Origin of the sequence: Marinobacterium litorale DSM 23545 (assembly GCF_000428985.1) — a bacterium.
GTDB classification, from domain to species: domain Bacteria; phylum Pseudomonadota; class Gammaproteobacteria; order Pseudomonadales; family Balneatricaceae; genus Marinobacterium_D; species Marinobacterium_D litorale.
In genome coordinates this window covers 293,321-311,443 of sequence record NZ_AUAZ01000003.1, presented here as the reverse complement: position 1 = coordinate 311,443, position 18,123 = coordinate 293,321, and the positions used below count along the sequence as shown (strand labels likewise).

Here is an 18,123-nt window from a genome sequence, read left to right as displayed (position 1 = left end):
TAAGCACTTCCGTTTTATCACCAACAACTTCCAACTGGCCGCGACGACTATTGCGGCGATCTATAAGGACCGCTGGCAGGTGGAGCTCTTCTTCAAAGCGCTCAAGCAGAACCTGAAGATAAAGGCGTTTTTAGGTCACAGTAAAAATGCAGTGTTGACGCAGATCTGGATCGCCATGATCTGCTATCTGCTGCTCTCGTTTGCTCGCCATAGTGCGCGGCAAGGCTGGAGTGTACAACGCATTATGCGAACTCTTCAGGTGAGCTTGTTCGAACGCATTCCCCTTTGGGCGCTGCTCAATCCTCCTCCCCCCGAGCCACAAGAAAGGGACCCTCAAATGAGGATCCCTTTATGATCAAAAAAACTATGGGACAGCAGTGGGCTTTATGCCAGCTTTTTTTATGCCTGAAAAATCGACAACCGATTAATTACACTCAAAAGGGGGAAGGGCTTCAAGCCCATCCCCTTTTTACGTTCAGCCCAACGCTTTACGCGCATTACGGAACATTCTCATCCAGGCACCATCTTCAGCCCAATCGTCTGGAGCCCAGGAGTTCTGAATCGCACGGAAAACCCGCTCCGGATGCGGCATCATTATCGTTACCCGGCCGTCCGGTGTCGTAATCCCGGTAATGCCGTTCGGAGAGCCATTGGGGTTCGCCGGATAACTGAGGGTTTGCTGCCCACGGTTGTCCACATAGCGCAAAGCAATGGTCCCCGCGCTCTCAAGACCCGCGAGATGCGAGTTATCCCGAAACTCCGCCCGCCCTTCTCCATGCGCCACGGCAATCGGCATACGTGAGCCTGCCATACCCTCAAGGAAAAGCGACGGCGAGGACTGAACCTCAACCATGGCCACACGCGCCTCGAACTGCTCCGACATATTACGCACGAAGTGCGGCCATAGCTCGGCCCCCGGAATCAGCTCATGCAAGTTGGACAGCATCTGACAACCGTTGCAGACACCCAGCGCCAATGTATCGCCACGCTGGAAAAACTGAGCAAATTGTTCGCGTGCCCGCGCATTAAACAGAATGGACTTTGCCCACCCCTCACCGGCCCCCAGAACGTCCCCGTAAGAGAAGCCACCGCAGGCTACCAGCCCCTTGAACCGATCCAAAGTCACGTCACCACTGAGGATATCACTCATGTGGACATCCACCGCCGCAAAGCCTGCACGGTCAAACGCGGCGGCCATTTCAATCTGACCGTTCACGCCTTGCTCACGGAGGACAGCGATCTGCGGCTTGTCGCCCCGCGCGATAAACGGCGCTGCGACATCCTCATTTAGATCAAATGTCAGCTGTGCGTTGAGTCCCGGATTATCACGATCCAACAGCCCATCGAACTCCTGTTGAGCACATTCAGAGTTATCCCTCAGCGACTGAATCCGGTAGGAGGTTTCCGACCACCAGCGCTGGAGCTGCACGCGACCGGCAGAGTAGATCTCTTCATCATCAAAGGAGATATTGAGCTGATCATCCGGGTTCAGCGTACCGATCACCTTCGCGATCTCTCCGAGACCGGCCGCGTTAAGCTCAGTCAGCACACGCTCAGTCTCTCCACGACGTACCTGCACCACGGCACCAAGCTCTTCGGCAAACAGCGCATCCAGCAACTCACTGTCATCGGCAGCCAGTAGATCCAGACTCAAATCAACACCGGTATGGCCCGCAAAAGCCATTTCCACGACAGTGGCCAAAAGCCCACCGTCTGAACGGTCGTGGTAAGCCAGCAGCAGCCCCTGTTTATTCAGCTCCTGGATCGCCGCGAAGAACGTAGCCAATAGATCGGCATCATCCACATCCGGAACCTGGCGACCGACGCGGTTATAAACCTGCGCCAGCGCAGACAGGCCCAGACGATTCTGACCATTACCCAGGTCGAGCAGAATCAAGTCGGTTTCACCCTGGTCCGTGCGCAACTGCGGCGTCAGTACCTGACGTGCATCAGTCACCGGTGCAAAGCCGGAGATAATCAACGACAGCGGCGCAGTGACACTCTTCTGTTCCTCGCCGTCCTGCCAAACGGTGCGCATGGACATGGAATCCTTACCCACCGGAATCGTGATCCCCAGCTGCGGGCACAACTCCATGCCGACGGCCTTGACGGTGTCGTAGAGTTTTTCATCCTCGCCGGGATGGCCCGCCGCACACATCCAGTTGGCTGACAGCTTGATATCGGCGATATCCCGGATCGGCGCTCCTGCCAGGTTCGTCAGCGTTTCACCGATCGCCATACGGCCGGAAGCCGGCGCATCCACCAGGGCCAACGGGGTACGCTCACCCATTGCCATCGCCTCACCGGCATAGGTTTCGTAGCCAATGGTGGTAACGGCACAGTCGGCTACCGGCACCTGCCAGGGACCCACCATTTGATCACGCGCCACCTGCCCCGTGATCGAACGGTCACCGATGGTAATCAGGAAACTTTTAGAGGCCACGGACGGCAACTTCAGGACACGTTCGACCGCGTCGCCGAGCTCGATATCGGCGGTATCGAAATCAGCGACTTCGTAATTTGCGCGTTCTACTGTCCGGTGCATTTTCGGCGGTTTGCCGAACAGCACACTCATCGGCAGATCAACCGGCTTGTTGTCAAAGTGAGTATCACCCAGCGTCAGGTGATGCGTCTCGGTCGCCTCACCAACAACTGCATAGGGGCAGCGCTCACGCTCACAGATCGCCTCGAACCGGGCCAGATCCTCCGGCTTGACCGCCAGCACGTAACGCTCCTGGGCTTCGTTGCACCAAATCTCCAGCGGCGACATACCCGGTTCATCGTTCTTGACGTTACGCAGTTCGAAATCACCGCCACGACCGCCATCTTTAACCAGCTCAGGGAAGGCATTAGACAGACCGCCTGCCCCCACATCGTGGATAAAGGCGATCGGGTTGGTATCACCAAGCTGCCAGCACTGATCAATAACCTCCTGACAGCGACGCTCCAATTCGGGGTTTCCGCGCTGCACGGATGCGAAGTCCAGGTCAGCCGAGGAGCTTCCGGATGACATGGAGGAAGCAGCCCCCCCGCCCAGACCAATCAGCATCGCCGGCCCACCGAGGCAGATCAGTTTGGCACCGACGGTAATCTCACCCTTTTCTACATGATCAGCACGAATATTACCCATGCCACCCGCGATCATGATCGGCTTATGATAACCGCGCACCTCTTCACCGGCCGCTCCATTAACCACCTGTTCAAAGGTACGGAAATAGCCGGTCAGGTTAGGACGACCAAACTCGTTATTGAAAGCCGCCCCCCCGATTGGGCCTTCGATCATGATATCCAGCGGAGAAACGATACGCTCCGGCTTGCCATAGCCAGACTCCCAGGGCTGCTCAAAGCCGGGTATTTTCAGGTCTGATACCGTAAAGCCGGTCAGGCCCGCTTTCGGCTTGGCTCCGCGCCCAGTAGCCCCCTCATCACGAATTTCTCCACCGGAGCCGGTGGCTGCGCCAGAGAACGGCGCGATCGCTGTCGGGTGGTTATGGGTCTCCACTTTCATCAGAATGTGGATATCTTCCTCGGAGTAGCCATACTCATGACTCTGAGGGTTCGGATAAAAACGACCGGCACGATGGCCCACCATAACCGCCGCGTTATCCTTATAGGCCGAGAGCACATTCTCTCCACCCAGATTGTAGGTGTTGCGGATCATGCCGAACAGGGAGTGTTCCTGGGCCTCGCCGTCGATCTCCCAAGAGGCGTTAAAGATTTTATGACGGCAATGCTCGGAGTTTGCCTGGGCAAACATCATGAGTTCAACATCGTTTGGGTTCCGACCCAACTCATTAAAGCTTTGGACCAGATAATCGATTTCATCGTCGGCCAGGGCCAGTCCCAGCTCAGTATTGGCAGTGACCAGCGCATTACGACCACCACCCAGGATATCCACATTGGACAGAGGACGCGGCTGCTCATGACGGAACAAGACACTGGCAGCATCAATGCTGTCGAGCACTGCCTCAACCATGCGGTCATGAATCAGTGCGCTGACCTGTTCCCGTTGGGCGGCTTGCAACGGCTGCGTACTTTCAAAGTAGTACGCGACGCCACGCTCCAGGCGCAATACTTTATCCAGACCACAGTTATGGGCGATATCAGTCGCCTTACTGGACCAGGGTGAAATCGTTCCCGGGCGCGGGACCACCAGACACAGGTCACCTTTCGGCTCTTCAGTACTGGCGTTAGGGCCGTATCGCAGGATACGATCAAGCACCTGCTGTTCCTGTTCGTCCAGATCTGCAGACAGATCGGCAAAGTGAACATATTCAGCATAAACGCCAGTGACTGCGCCCACACGTGTTTGCAGTGACGAGAGCAGTTTGTCATGACGGAAAGCCGAGAGAGCGGGCGCTCCACGCAGTACGAGCATGTTAATTTCGAGCCTCTTGATGATCGGATAGTCAGGCGCGAATTTTACCTGATCGAGGACGGGGTAACCAGAAAGCAGCACAATGTTTGAACTTAGACAGAAACCCCATTTTCGCGAACTTCTCTACTTCTGGATACTGGCCGGACTGGCCGTACTGTTGACGACCATCAGCCTCAACACCCCCACACAGATAGAAGCGATTAAAAAGAAAGGTGTATTACGCGTTGCGACCCGCAATACGCCCATGACCTACTTTATCGAAAAAGGCGAGCCCGCCGGGTTCGAGTACGAACTGGCCCAGGCATTCGCGGACTATCTTGGCGTCAAACTGGAGCTGGTGCTTCCAACCACCTTCGCCGACCTGTTCAAGACCATGCGCGAGCGTAACGCTCATATCGCCGCTTCCAACCTGACCATCTCAGAACAGCGGCTGGAGCGGTTCGATTTCGGTCCCAGCTATCGCAAAAGTGCACCCACCGTTATCTACCGAATCCGCCAAGGTGAGAAAGCACCGACATCGATCGAAGACCTGTACGACAGCCATATCCTGATTCTCTCAGGTTCCGCCCAAGCCGAGCTGCTGGGGCGTCTGAAAAAACACCATCCCGAGCTGGAGTGGACAGAATCTGATAACGATGCGGCCACCGACCTTCTGGACGAACTGCACGATGGCAGCATTGATTACACAATCATGGACTCGACGGTTTTTGATGCCCAACGTTCATTTTATCCGGGTCTGGCCAAAGGCTTTGCACTTGAACCACCTCAACCGATTGCCTGGATGATTCCGCAACACTATGACGGTACGCTGAAGGCAGCTCTGGATGCTTTTTTCGCGCTACCGGAAACGCTCGCTCTGATTGACCGACTGGAAGCCCGCTACTTTTCACGTCAAAACCGGCTCAACTTCTTCGATACCACCGAGTTCCGGCGCGCCCTGGATGAACGCTACCCGCCCCTGGAGCAGTACTTCCTGCTGGCGGAGCAGGAAACCGGCGTAGACCACCTTCTACTTGCAGCTATCGCCTACCAGGAATCCCACTGGCGCGCCAACGCCGTGTCTCCGACCGGGGTCAGGGGAATAATGATGCTGACCGAGGACGCCGCTCAGGAAGTCGGCGCAGCCGACCGTGAAGACCCTCGCCAGAGCGTACTGGGCGGCGCCGAGTACCTGATTCGGGTCAAGGCCAAGATTCCGGACCGAATACCGGAGCCCGATCATACCTGGCTTGCGCTGGCCGGATACAACATCGGTTTTGGCCACTTGGAAGACGCCCGCGTGCTGACCCAACGCGCCGGCAAAGACCCGGACCGTTGGCAGCATGTGCGCGAGTACCTGCCGCTTCTGAGCAAAGAGCAATACTACTCCACCGTGCGCTACGGTTATGCGCGCGGCTACGAGCCTGTTACCTATGTGGCGAATATTCGCAAATACATGGAGATGCTGCGCTGGGAAGAACAGGTGGCCCAGACCCGTCGCCAGCACGCGGATAATGAAGACGCGCCAGCCGTTCATGAGGATCAGACCGACCTGCCCCACCTGCAACGCGAAGAGCAGAATCTCGAGCCATTGTCACCGGCGCTGTAACGCTTTATCCAAACCTTGAACCACTATTGCTGTTGCTGCTGTTTCTGCAGACGCTTCTGCTCACGTCGCTGCGCGAAAAACCGGCTGATACGCCCGCTGCATTGCTCAGCCAACACACCGCCGACCCAGCTCACCCGATGATTAAACCAGGGCGCTTCCAGAATCCGGCTACGGCTTTCAACCACCCCCGATTTGGGCTCGACCGCGCCGTATACCAGACGACGTATACGCGCGTGAACAATGGCCCCACTGCACATGGTACAAGGCTCAATCGTGACATAGAGATCCGCTTCCACCAGGCGATAGTTTCCGACCTGTCGAGCAGCATCACGCAGGGCTGCAATTTCCGCATGCGCCGTTGGATCATGGCCGCTGATGGGATGATTCCAGCCGCGGCCTACAACCTCTCCCTCCAGCACCACCAGCGCACCCACCGGCACCTCTCCGAGCTGCGCTGCTTTCTCCGCCAGTTCCAGCGCCTGTGCCATCCAGTATTCGTCGTTGTTTAGCTCCGGGGTAGACACCCTAATTTCTCCAACACCACCACACCAACACCGACAGCCACTAAAAACCCCGTATCAGGCGCTAAACCTTGAAAGTAGACAGCCGCTTATTAAGAGTCCCAGCAGCTCGTTCGAACTCGGTTCCCACGCTGCTCAAACGCTCAGCACCCTCCGCTGTTTCAACCGCCACCTGCGATATATCCGTAATATTCCTGGTCACATCCTCACAGACAGCGCTTTGCTCCTCTGTGGCCGTCGCGATCTGGAATGTCATTTCCCTGATTTTTTGTATTGCCTGTTTTATCTCTGAGAGGGCAGCTTCGGAACGATTGGCCTGCTCTACGGTAGCACCAACCATCTCCACACTTTCAGTCATGAGGCCTTCCGCCTGGTGGCTACCTTTTTGCAAAGCATCAAGTTTAGCCTGAATATCACCCGTGGCATCCTGGGTCCGGCGCGCCAGCGCCCTTACTTCGTCAGCCACGACCGCAAAACCACGCCCCTGCTCACCGGCCCTGGCAGCTTCTATAGCGGCATTCAGTGCCAGAAGGTTAGTCTGCTCGGCAATACCCTGAATCACGGTAAGAATGCCCACAATATCTTCACTGTTTCGCTTTAACTCAGTCATAGCTTCCTTTGCTTGCTCTGAGCTTTTCGCCACTTTACCGATTGAGGCAGCCGTGCTTTGCATCACCTCATTACCTCTTTCCGCGGCATCATCGGCTTTACTGGCAGCATCAGCAACATTCGACGCACTGCCGGCTACCTCCTGAGCGGTGGCAGACATCTCGGTAATCGCGGTTACCACCTGATCAATCAGGATTTGCTGTTCACTTATCTGTGCCGCTGTGGAGCCACAGATCGTATTACTTCTCTGCGACAGCTGGCTTACCTGCGCCCCCACCTGCACCATTTCCCCAATCATCTTGCGCAGGTTGCCGATGAATGTATTCAGGTGTCCGGCCAGCTCCCCGGTTTCATCCTGACGCGTTACATCAATCGTCCGTGTTAAGTCGCCCTCGCCTTCGGCAATTGATGACACCAGCGTAGTCATATTCACAAGAGGACGAATAGTGCTTCGAGAGACAAGCCAAATTACGACAATACCCGCAGCAACCAATATCAGTCCGGCGAGCAACATCAAGCCAAAAAAGCTCGTTTGGGCTGTGTCCAACAGTTCGTTTTGCTCATCAACCGCACGCATGACAAGGTCGGTCGGCACCGACATGACCAAAGCCCAAGTGTCCGGCAGATCGGATACGGTAAACGGCGTCACGACCTCAACCCGTTTTTCCTTTATCGAGACTTCAACTGAGCCGCTATTACGGCTTTGTTCAATACTGGCTCCTACAGAGGTGGACAAAGCACTGACGTTTTGCCCCACCAAACCGGCGTCGCCGCTATGGCCTGAAACAATACCACGCGGGCTGACCAATATGATCTCACTGTTACCCTGATACAGGTCAGCGGCGGACGTGACGGTCAGTTTCTGAATAAACGCGGCCGAGATATCCACACCGGCGATGCCAATAAACCGCCCCTGACTTTTGATCGGCGCTACCAAGCTTGTCAGCAAGGTTTCGACACCATCTATCGGATATAAATAGGGATCAATGATACAGCTGCGGCCACTGTCTTTTGAACACAGATAGTACTCACCGGCTCTTACGCCATTATCGTCCACCGTTTGGTCCAGATAACCTTCCAGATTTTCAACCAATACAGAGTCCGGCGATTGGCGGGTAACGTAGGGAACGAAACGGCCGTCACTATCGCTACCCTGAGTATCAGCAAATAAAGCATCATTCCGGTTAAAGGTATCCGGTTCAAAATTCACATAGGTACCCAGAAAATCCGGGTTATCTGCCAACAACTCTGCCAGAGCATCCAAAGCCAGGCTGCGTTTCTCGTCAACGTCATAACGGGAGAGAACCGCCATGCTGCTGGCCAGGCTTTCCGCTTTGTCGAGCCCTTCCGCCAAACTCCCCGCCATTGAGAGTGTAATCTCCTGGGAGATCGCCTCCAGATAATCCTCGACCATGGCGTTTATGGTTTGCTCACTTTGCACGGCCAGCTCGTCTTTCGTTTCAGAGAACTGCCAGATACCCACGGCGGTGGAACCAAGAACGACAGCAAAAAGACTAACGCCGGCCCATATGGCAAACCGTTGCTGAATAGATAGTTTGTTCAATTTTTACTCCTGAATTGCCGGCCCGAGTTTGACAAAAAAGCGGATAACAGACTGGACTCTCGTTCATCAAAGCCCGCCGCCAAAACAAAATCAGTGAGCATTTGTCATACCGTCTGTGAAAATCTCCTAGTAGCTTATAAAGGGATTTATTTGAAAGTTCAATTTGCACCTGACCCACCTCGTTCGCAGCATTGCCGGCAGGAGGAGTACAAAACCGCTTTCGCAACACAGCCGCCACGGAACCTGATGGGGCTGTTTGACCCGCGCATCACTCTACCTGAGTCAGCTCCGCCAACGAAACACAAGGGACTGACTCCAGCTTAAAGCTGGGGATCAGAGCATTCAGGAAAGGCACCGCCAGCCACTCAACATCTTCCGTATTGGGGCGCACTTCGACGCAGGTGGTTTTACCGACGTGGAACTCAATGTTCTGCGACGACGAGAGGCTGCCATGAGCTTTCACCACAAACTCATACCAACCAGATGATACCGGGTAGCGAGCGTACTCTTTCTCGCCCAGCTGGAGAAAGTAATCCCCTCCCCCCGTTCCCAGGTAAGCATCAGCCAATTTGGCCTGCAGAGACGATTGTCGGAAAAAGAGAACCTCGGCATCTTTCTTTCCCTCCCCGGCTATCGGTTCAGAAGAATTCACGCTAGCGCAAGCGCCCAAGGTAGAGATAAGCAAAGTGCAGAGTATGGGTTTCATCATGTTCATGGATAGTTTCCAGTCTCGTGGTAACGGCTGAAGACAGCCATCAGAGCCAGTCGTCATTCAATCCGGCGCCAGTGCCGGAGACAGGGCCATTTCACGATGAATCACCTTTTTCGTCGTCCTGATCGATCCATCAGAACCTCAGACTCGTCAAATTACAGACAAAATGGATATTTAAAGAGAGATTTTGCACTAACAGGCGCTTGCTATGCGTTTGCGGTACTCACCCGGAGTAACCCCTTGATGCTTTTTGAACGCGCTGTAAAAAGCCGATTTGGAGTTGAAACCAGACGCCATAGCGATGTCGAGCACGGTCATTCCTGTCTCATCCGCCTGCTGCAGCATCGCCAACGATGCCTCAATTCGATGCCCGTTGATGAAATCGAAGAAGTTCATCTGCAGCTGTTGATTGATTACCTGAGAGAGATAATGTGCCGAAATATTGAGCATCGCGGCCAACTTCAGCAGGGTGAGCTGATTGTCGAGATAAGGTCGCTCGGACGCCATCACTGTTTTCAACTCCTCTAACAACGCCTGCGACAGCTCAGTAGAAAGCGGCGAGTTTGCGTACTTATTATCGGCAAATGACGCAGCAGGGCTCTCATCAAGATCCTCCCCCAGCCTATTAATCTTGCCATCGCCCCCACTAGCGCTGACTTCATTCGTCGTAGCTACCGGCTCGACGCCGTTCATGACAGCTGATAAAGAAGATCGAGATAGGGGTTCCAGCGGTACAGAGAGATCCAAGTGAAAGATACGTGGCTGCCGCAACCCCTTGTAACCCATGGAGTAGATCAGCACCACAAAACCCAACCCCAGCGCTGCATGCAGTGCATCTTCCCAGAAAGTTGTTGGGCTAAAGACCTGCAACACCCAAATTAAGTAGATCGAGATCAGCCCAATAATCAGGTGCCGCAGCCAATCCAGACTCAATTTCTCGGTGTAGGAATAGGTCTCTAACACACGTCGAGAGTGAGCGCGCAGCAGCCTCAGACTGATAAACAGATAGAGCATAATCACCGACATGGTGACAGTCTGCTCTATGGGGCCAAAGATCATCCACAGCCACTCATCCCCCGCCTCGGGCGCGTCGGTCAAAATCCCTAACTGTCTTTCACCACTCAGGGCCAACAACATCCAGCTAATGATCACGTGCAGCGCAGCCGGGACGAAATGCAACCACTCCCGCCCTTGCAGTTGCGGCGGATTGGGGACAGAGAGCTCACGCACATAAAAGTAGATAAGCGGCCCGTAGAAAAACTCTTTGGGCCATTGCAGGGTGCGCACCCACGGGTAAGACGCTGTCAGGCCAACATAGTCCAACACATAGTCAGCCAGGGCCACGGAAAAGAGAAGGGTTAACAGCCCCAGATAGCGATTGGCTATGCGCCGCTCATCACGACTGGAGAGCAGCGCCACCGAGAGCATTACCCCTTGCACCGTTCCCAAGAGGTAAAGCACCCACAAGAGTGAGTTCACACTATGCCTCGGTCACCAACACCACCGGGAACTCTCTATCAAAAAATGTGTTAAAAATCCCTGTCATTCCCACTCAATGGTAGCGGGCGGCTTGCTGGATACATCATAAACCACGCGAGACACATGCTCGATCTCGTTAATGATGCGACTGGACACGGTTTCCAGCAACTCGTAGGGCAGATGGGCCCAACGGGCGGTCATAAAGTCGATCGTTTCCACGGCGCGCAGTGCAATCACGTACTCATAACGGCGGCCATCACCGACGACACCGACCGATTTAACCGGCAGGAACACGGCAAAAGCCTGGCTGGTTTTATGATACCAGTCGGCGTTATGCAGCTCTTCGATGAAAATGGCATCGGCTTCGCGTAGAATATCGGCGTACTCTTTCTTCACTTCACCCAGTATACGCACCCCAAGGCCCGGGCCCGGGAACGGATGGCGATAGACCATATCGTAGGGCAGGCCCAGCTCCAGGCCGATCTTGCGCACCTCATCCTTGAACAGTTCACGCAGCGGTTCCACCAGCTCGAACTTCATATCTTCAGGCAGACCACCCACGTTGTGGTGTGACTTGATGACATGCGCCTTACCGGTTTTCGCAGCGGCTGACTCGATCACATCGGGATAGATGGTGCCCTGCGCCAGAAAACGACACTCGGTCAGGCGGTTGGCTTCAAAATCGAACACTTCGATAAAGGTGTTACCAATCACTTTACGCTTGGCTTCAGGGTCATCAACACCGACCAGACGGCTGAGGAACTGGTCTTCAGCGTCAGCCCGGATCACATTCACCCCCATATTGCGGGCGAACATCTCCATGACCTGGTCACCTTCATGCTTGCGCAGCAGACCGTTATCGACGAACACGCAGGTCAAGCGGTCACCGATCGCTTTATGCAGCAGTGCCGCAACCACCGACGAATCGACGCCACCGGACAAGCCGAGCAGGACCTTCTCGTCACCTACCTGGGCACGTACTTTGTCGATCAGGTCGTTAATGATGTTGGCAGCAGTCCACAGTGCGTCGGTCCCTGCGATCTCGCGCACGAACCGCTCCAGAATACGCAAACCCTGTTTGGTATGGGTCACTTCCGGATGGAACTGAACACCGTATAGATTGCGCTTGGGATCGCACATCGCCGCAATCGGCGCAGACTCGGTGGAAGCGATCACATGAAAGCCTTCCGGCATCGTCTCTACCTTGTCGCCATGGCTCATCCAGACATCCAGCGACAACGCCCCATTGTTGGCAATGTGGTCTTCTATCCCCTCCAGTAAACGGCTGGGACTATCGGCCAGACGCACACGCGCATAGCCGAACTCACGCTTCTCGGAGCAGGACACACTGCCTCCAAGCTGCGTTGCCATGGTTTGCATACCGTAACAGATACCCAGCACCGGGATTCCCATTTCGAACACGCATTCCGGCGCACGCGGAGAATCCAGCTCGGTTACCGACTCGGGGCCACCGGCCAGAACAATCCCCTTGGGGTCGAACTCGCGAATCGCTGCCTCATCCATATCGAACGGATGGATCTCGGAATAAACGCCGAGTTCGCGAACACGACGGGCGATCAACTGCGTGTACTGCGATCCAAAATCGAGAATCAGGATTCGTTGTGCATGAATATCTTTGGTCATCTCAAGTGACTCCACCGAAAAACGGGGTCTGGTAAACGACAGAAACGAAAAGTGGGGCAGCAACCGCCCCACTTCCGATCCGACTTCAGTTTAGCAATCAGCCGACGCGATAGTTCGGCGCTTCTTTAGTAATACTGACATCGTGAACATGGCTTTCACCAATACCGGCACTGGTGATGCGAACAAACTGTGGTTTGGTACGCATCTCGTCAGTGGTGGCGCAACCGGTATAACCCATGGAGGCGCGCAGGCCACCCATCAGCTGGTGTACCACCCCACTCATTGGGCCTTTGCAGGGTACGCGTCCTTCGATACCCTCGGGCACCAGCTTGTCTTCACCGGCTTTAGCGTCCTGGAAGTAACGGTCGGAAGAGCCGGTGCTGCCGGACATGGCACCCAGGGAGCCCATTCCGCGGTAGGACTTGAACGCCCGACCCTGGAACAGCTCAACCTCGCCCGGAGCCTCATCGGTACCGGCCAGCATGGAGCCAACCATCACCGCCGATGCACCGGCGGCAATCGCCTTGGCGATATCACCGGAAAAACGCACGCCGCCGTCAGCGATCAGCGGTACACCACGCTCTTTCAGCGCCTCAGCCACATTGGATACGGCCGTAATCTGGGGCACACCGATTCCGGCGATAATACGGGTAGTACAGATTGAACCCGGGCCAATACCGACCTTAACGCCATCAGCGCCGGCATCCGCCAGTGCAATAGCGGCTTCAGCCGTTGCTATATTACCGCCAACCACCTGAACCTCCGGGAAGTTCGCCTTTACCCAGGAGACGCGATCAATAACACCCTTGGAGTGACCGTGCGCGGTATCCACCACGATCAGATCCACACCCGCTGCCACCAGGGCCTTAACGCGATCTTCGGTTTCGGGACCTGTACCGACTGCTGCTCCGACAATCAGGCGCCCCTGGCTGTCCTTGGCTGCATTGGGGTACGCCTGCGCCTTGTTCATGTCTTTCACGGTGATCATTCCGCGCAGTGCGAATGCGTCGTTCACCAGCAGAATTTTTTCGATACGATGCTTGCGAAGCAGTTCGCTGATCACGGAGATATCTTCACCTTCGCGGGCGGTCACCAGCTTATCTTTCGGTGTCATGATATTGCTGACACGGGCGTCCATGTCGCTCTCAAAGCGCACGTCGCGGCTGGTGACAATGCCGACCAGCTCATCGCCATCGACCACCGGAAAACCGGAGAAACCGTACTGATTGGCCTGTTCGATAATCTCGCGGACAGTCGTGTCGGACGAACAGGTCACCGGGTCGGTAACGATACCCGATTCAAATTTCTTGACCTTGCGAACCTGACCCGCCTGCTCCTCGACCGTCAGATTCTTGTGAATGATCCCGATACCACCTTCCTGGGCCATCGCAATCGCCAAACGGGCCTCGGTTACCGTATCCATTGCGGCCGAAACCAGCGGGATATTCAGCTCGATCCCTTTGGTCAGACGAGTCTTCAGAGAAACGTTTTTGGGCAGGACTTCGGAGTAACCAGGCACCAGCAAAACATCATCAAAAGTGAGTGCTTCTTCAACGATTCGCAACATTCTTTGCCAGCCTGTCTATCTGTGAAAAATTAAACGAGCAATTCTACAGAAGAACCGCCCTGACCTCAATTTAACTCTACAAGATGACACCGGTTTTAAGCCGAACCAGCAGATCCCTGCTCCGTTCCGGAAAAGCAGGGTAGAATGTCGCCATGAAAGTCTCTGAAAACAGTCGAGCGCTCACCGTCAGCGCCCTCAACCGGCAGGTCAAATCGCTGCTGGAGCACTCATTCCTATCGATTCAGGTGGTGGGTGAAATCAGCAACTTCGTTCGCCCCTCATCCGGCCACTGGTACTTTACACTCAAGGACGACCGGGCCCAGGTGCGCTGTGCCATGTTCCGCAACCGCAACCAACGCAGCGGCTTCATCCCCAAAGAGGGCGAGGAGGTCGTTGTCACGGCGCGGGTCAGCCTTTACGAAGGCCGGGGCGATTATCAGCTAATCTGTGACCAGATCGAGAAGTCAGGGCTTGGACAGCTTCAACAGGCGTTCGACGCGCTGAAAGCCAAACTGCAAGCCGAAGGGCTTTTCGATGCACAGCGCAAGCGCCCCCTGCCAACCCAACCCCGGCATATCGGTGTGATCACCTCACCCACCGGGGCCGCCATTCACGATATATTGACTGTTCTGCGACGGCGCTTCCCCGGCTTGCCGGTAACCCTCTACCCCAGTGCTGTCCAGGGTAAGGAAGCCGCAGCCGAGCTGGTCCGCGCGATCGGACTGGCCAACCGCCACGGCCTGTGCGATGTACTGATTATCGGCCGTGGTGGTGGATCCCTGGAAGACCTCTGGCCGTTCAACGAGGAAGCGGTCGCCCGAGCGCTGGCAGACTCAGCTATTCCCACGGTATCCGCCGTCGGACACGAGGTGGATATCGCCATCACCGACCTGGTGGCCGACCATCGGGCGCCGACACCATCTGCGGCTGCCGAGCTACTCAGCCCGGACCGTCACGCCCTCCAGCTGCGCGTCAACCAGCTGGGCGATCGACTGCAATCGCGGGTCAGCTGGCTGATTGCAAATCGCCGTCAACAGCTGGGACACATCCGCCAACGCCTGCGCCATCCCGGTGAGCGTCTGCGTGAGCATGCCCAGCGCGTGGACAGGCTGGAGCTGCGACTGCTAAGCAGCCAGCGGCGGTATATGGAGTCGCGTCGTAACCAACTGACGCAGCTGCAAGCAAGGCTGCTGCGCGAATCTCCCGTTCGCCGTATCGAAACCAGCCGTGAGTACGTGCAACAGCTGGAGCAGCGTCTGCCCAAGCTGATGCTGCGCCAGCTGGAGCACAACCGGTCCCGGCTGGCACAGTGGAGCCGTCAGCTCCATGCGGTCAGTCCCCTCGCCACACTGGAGCGGGGTTATTCAATTCTGCTGACCGAGTCCGGCGAAGCCCTTCGCAACACAGATCAGGTCCGAGTGGGCGATAAAATTAATGCCCGGTTGAACGAAGGAGAGCTGATCTGCACCGTCGACACGATCAACGCCCCTGATAGCGAGTAAGGGGCCCGTGCCAGCCCGGGCATTGGACCCTGTGCTGTGGTAGCCTTTAGGCCTCGATTTGAATGTAAACACAAGTGGAAGACCTGATGAGTGATCTGACTCTGGAAACAGTGGAACAGCGTGCCAGCTATGGCATAGGGCGACAGATGGGCGACCAGTTGGCCCAGAACGGTTTTGAAGGTGTTGATATTGAAGCCGCCGCTGCCGGCCTGAGAGATGCCTTTAATGGCGAAGCACTGCGCGTAGATGCTGAAGCGCTGACCGCGGCTTTCAACGAGCTGAACAAGCGCCTGCGCGAAAAGCAGGAGCAGGAAGCCCAGGCCGCCATCGAGGCCGGCTCCGAGTTTCTGGCTAAAAATGGCGAGCGCGATGGCGTGGTTACGCTGGAATCCGGCCTGCAGTATGAGGTGGTTGAAGCGGGCGATGGCAAGCAGCCGGCGAGCCAGGACAAGGTTCGGGTGCATTATCACGGCACCTTTATTGACGGCAAGGTCTTCGACAGCTCGTATCAGCGTGGTACCCCGGCTGAGTTCCCGGTGGGTGCGGTCATCGCTGGCTGGACCGAAGCGCTGCAGCTGATGAACGTGGGTGCCAAGTGGAAGTTGTATATTCCCTATAATCTGGCATACGGTGCACAGGGCTCACCGGGCGGTATCCCGCCCTACTCGGCCCTGGTCTTTGATGTGGAGTTGCTCGATATCATCTGATTCGAGCACGGCCCGGTCGACGACGCCGGGCCCTCTTGCTTTGGCGACAACAGAGATGGATCCCGCATGAAACTGAACTATCACCGCACGGGCGAAGGTCCGGCGCTGCTCATTCTGCACGGATTATTCGGCACCTGGGAAAACTGGGGCGCCCAGATCAAGATGCTGGCGAAGGATTATGACGTCATTGCCGCCGACCTGCGCAACCACGGTGAGTCACCGCATGCCGATGACACCGGTTATGCCGCGATGGCCGATGATGTCCTGGAACTGATGGACCATCTCTCTCTCGAGCAGGCCCATATCCTGGGGCACTCCATGGGCGGCAAAGTAGCGATGCAACTGGCCCAGGCTCATCCCTCACGCGTGCGCAGCCTGATCGTTGCCGATATTGCGCCGGTAAACTACGGAGCCCACCACGACCAGGTGTTCAAGGGCCTGTTTAATGTGCAGCTTGACGGTTTAAAGTCCCGCAGCGAGGCAGACAAGCAGCTGGCAGAACACATCGAGATCCCAGGTGTTCGAGCCTTTTTGCTGAAGAACCTGCAAAAAGATCAGGATGGTCGCTTCGTATGGAAAATGAACCTGAATGGGCTCCATCAAGGATACTCGAGCATCTCCTCAGAGCCACCGGCAGAGTCGCCCTACAACGGGCCCGTACTCTTCATCAAAGGGGGTGATTCGGACTACCTTAAACAGGAGCACGCAGACGCGATTCGCTCCCGCTTTCCCAATGCCAGGTTCAAGGTGATCGAGGGAACGGGACACTGGCTGCACGCCGAAAAGCCCGGCGCATTCAATCGGATAGTAGAGCGTTTTCTCGACGATCAGGCCTGATCGTTGACGAATGAACCCACATAGAATTCTGGATCAAGCACACCAATTTCAACCAGCTTCTGATTGATTTCGCTGAGCCGCTCCTGAACCTGGTTCATCTTTTCCTGGTACTCGGCCATACTCTGGACCCGCTCTTCACGCTGACGGTCCAGCTCCTCCTGGCGAGCTTCACGCTCTGCCTGCTGACGTTCCTGCTCATCCAGCCGTTCAGTCAAGGAGGGCCCCGCTGACTGCTCCTCCTCGCCCGTGGACGCGGATTGGATCCCCGTGTCTTGCTCGACATCCCCGGCCTGTTGACTGTTCTGCTCATTCACAGCCGGACTAACGGTATCGGAGGCGCGCGAGTCAGCCTGAAGCTGGGGCTGGGCCTGCGATGAATCGTTCCGGTCAGACTCGTCGCCTGAGGTATCCGCCGCCTCAGCTGTCTGTTGCGTGGACAGCTCCGCCTGCGCCTGGGCAACCACGGCCTGTGCGTCGGCCGCCACACGTAAATCCTGAGCAGAGGGCTCGGCGGGTGCCAGTGCCGCCCGAGCGACGGTCTGCGCCCGCTCCAGATCCCTTTCCGGATCCCCTGTGCTGACCGGGGCATCAATACTGACCTCACCCCCGACGGCATATAGCTGACCGTCTGGCCCCCGTTGGTAGGTAAAGCGCGCAGCGCCGGTTAATCCACCGCCCGCCGCTTGATGAGCACGCTCGTGATCCCGGACCTCCCGGTCACGGGATTCAAGGCGATCAACCAACTGTTGATTCTGCTGTTCACGAGCCTTTTGCTCAACGTCAGATGCACGGCGTCCCTCTCCGACCTGCTGATCCGCCCGCAATCCAGTGCCGGTAGACTGGGTCGGGCGGCTCGCTGTGGCCGCTTGAGATGCCGTGCTGTCTGCACCACCCCGGGACGGATTCTGTTCATCAGGCGACGCGGGGGCCGCCGATGTTCCCGGAAGGCTGGTGTAAGCACTGTAGGTACTCGAGATCGCCGTAATCATCCTGCTACCCGGATTCCTAAACGACT

At 56.2% G+C, this 18,123-nt stretch carries 13 protein-coding genes; 5 read left to right on the top strand and 8 right to left on the bottom strand.

The features are described 5' to 3' along the window. A partial coding sequence (locus G403_RS0104535; RefSeq protein WP_027852941.1) for an IS4 family transposase occupies window positions 1–355 on the top strand: 355 nt, incomplete at its 5' end. Window positions 356–475: 120 nt separating this feature from the next. Here the strand turns inward: G403_RS0104535 and purL are convergent. Next, a complete protein-coding gene (purL, locus tag G403_RS0104530) occupies window positions 476–4,378 on the bottom strand; it encodes a phosphoribosylformylglycinamidine synthase (protein WP_027852940.1) in 3,903 nt (1,300 codons plus the stop codon). 82 nt (window positions 4,379–4,460) lie between these two features. On the opposite strand from purL, the gene mltF reads away from it, so the two are divergent. Next, window positions 4,461–5,966 carry a membrane-bound lytic murein transglycosylase MltF gene (gene mltF, locus G403_RS22180; RefSeq protein ID WP_051298535.1) on the top strand — a complete coding sequence of 502 codons (1,506 nt, stop codon included), beginning with the start codon at window positions 4,461–4,463 and terminating at the stop codon, window positions 5,964–5,966. A gap of 23 nt (window positions 5,967–5,989) precedes the next feature. Here the strand turns inward: mltF and tadA are convergent, their stop codons facing one another. The 6 genes from tadA to guaB all read right to left on the bottom strand — a co-directional run bounded on the left by tadA (window position 5,990) and on the right by guaB (window position 14,062). Then, a complete protein-coding gene (gene tadA, locus G403_RS0104520; RefSeq protein ID WP_027852939.1) occupies window positions 5,990–6,490 on the bottom strand; it encodes a tRNA adenosine(34) deaminase TadA in 501 nt (166 codons plus the stop codon). Window positions 6,491–6,551: 61 nt separating this feature from the next. Then, window positions 6,552–8,660, bottom strand: a complete 2,109-nt coding sequence (locus tag G403_RS0104515; RefSeq protein WP_027852938.1) for a methyl-accepting chemotaxis protein — start codon at window positions 8,658–8,660, stop codon at window positions 6,552–6,554. Between the two features lie 268 nt (window positions 8,661–8,928). After that, window positions 8,929–9,312, bottom strand: coding sequence for a hypothetical protein (locus G403_RS0104510; protein WP_156899637.1), 384 nt, complete (start codon window positions 9,310–9,312; stop codon window positions 8,929–8,931). 252 nt (window positions 9,313–9,564) lie between these two features. Next, window positions 9,565–10,800, bottom strand: a complete 1,236-nt coding sequence (locus G403_RS0104505; RefSeq protein WP_027852936.1) for an AraC family transcriptional regulator — start codon at window positions 10,798–10,800, stop codon at window positions 9,565–9,567. Window positions 10,801–10,914: 114 nt separating this feature from the next. Then, a complete protein-coding gene (gene guaA, locus G403_RS0104500) occupies window positions 10,915–12,495 on the bottom strand; it encodes a glutamine-hydrolyzing GMP synthase (RefSeq protein ID WP_027852935.1) in 1,581 nt (526 codons plus the stop codon). 97 nt (window positions 12,496–12,592) lie between these two features. After that, window positions 12,593–14,062, bottom strand: a complete 1,470-nt coding sequence (gene guaB / locus G403_RS0104495; RefSeq protein WP_027852934.1) for an IMP dehydrogenase — start codon at window positions 14,060–14,062, stop codon at window positions 12,593–12,595. Between the two features lie 152 nt (window positions 14,063–14,214). Between guaB and xseA the strand changes: the two genes are divergently transcribed. The 3 genes from xseA to G403_RS0104480 all read left to right on the top strand — a co-directional run bounded on the left by xseA (window position 14,215) and on the right by G403_RS0104480 (window position 17,108). Further along, window positions 14,215–15,564, top strand: coding sequence for an exodeoxyribonuclease VII large subunit (gene xseA, locus G403_RS0104490; RefSeq protein ID WP_027852933.1), 1,350 nt, complete (start codon window positions 14,215–14,217; stop codon window positions 15,562–15,564). A gap of 86 nt (window positions 15,565–15,650) precedes the next feature. After that, entirely contained in the window at window positions 15,651–16,271 is a 621-nt protein-coding gene (gene bamJ / locus G403_RS0104485) for a BamJ family beta-barrel-assembly machinery protein (RefSeq protein ID WP_027852932.1), read from the top strand. Window positions 16,272–16,337: 66 nt separating this feature from the next. After that, the gene (locus tag G403_RS0104480; protein ID WP_027852931.1) at window positions 16,338–17,108 is read left to right on the top strand and encodes an alpha/beta fold hydrolase; all 771 of its coding nucleotides are present in this window, start codon (window positions 16,338–16,340) and stop codon (window positions 17,106–17,108) included. On the opposite strand, the gene G403_RS24345 is transcribed toward G403_RS0104480, so the two are convergent. Continuing rightward, window positions 17,099–18,097 carry a putative metalloprotease CJM1_0395 family protein gene (locus G403_RS24345; RefSeq protein ID WP_051298530.1) on the bottom strand — a complete coding sequence of 333 codons (999 nt, stop codon included), beginning with the start codon at window positions 18,095–18,097 and terminating at the stop codon, window positions 17,099–17,101. The two genes, G403_RS0104480 and G403_RS24345, sit on opposite strands and share 10 nt — an antisense overlap. Window positions 18,098–18,123: the final 26 nt, after the last annotated feature.

Bases quoted from the DNA above. Each gene is read 5' to 3' on its own strand.
- purL (WP_027852940.1), bottom strand. From the start codon at position 4,378: ATGCTCGTACTGCGTGGAGCGCCCGCTCTCTCGGCTTTCCGTCATGAC.
- mltF (WP_051298535.1), top strand. From the start codon at position 4,461: ATGTTTGAACTTAGACAGAAACCCCATTTTCGCGAACTTCTCTACTTC.
- G403_RS0104505 (WP_027852936.1), bottom strand. From the start codon at position 10,800: ATGCTCTCGGTGGCGCTGCTCTCCAGTCGTGATGAGCGGCGCATAGCC.
- guaA (WP_027852935.1), bottom strand. From the start codon at position 12,495: ATGACCAAAGATATTCATGCACAACGAATCCTGATTCTCGATTTTGGA.
- guaB (WP_027852934.1), bottom strand. From the start codon at position 14,062: ATGTTGCGAATCGTTGAAGAAGCACTCACTTTTGATGATGTTTTGCTG.
- xseA (WP_027852933.1), top strand. From the start codon at position 14,215: ATGAAAGTCTCTGAAAACAGTCGAGCGCTCACCGTCAGCGCCCTCAAC.
- bamJ (WP_027852932.1), top strand. From the start codon at position 15,651: ATGAGTGATCTGACTCTGGAAACAGTGGAACAGCGTGCCAGCTATGGC.
- G403_RS0104480 (WP_027852931.1), top strand. From the start codon at position 16,338: ATGAAACTGAACTATCACCGCACGGGCGAAGGTCCGGCGCTGCTCATT.
- G403_RS24345 (WP_051298530.1), bottom strand. From the start codon at position 18,097: ATGATTACGGCGATCTCGAGTACCTACAGTGCTTACACCAGCCTTCCG.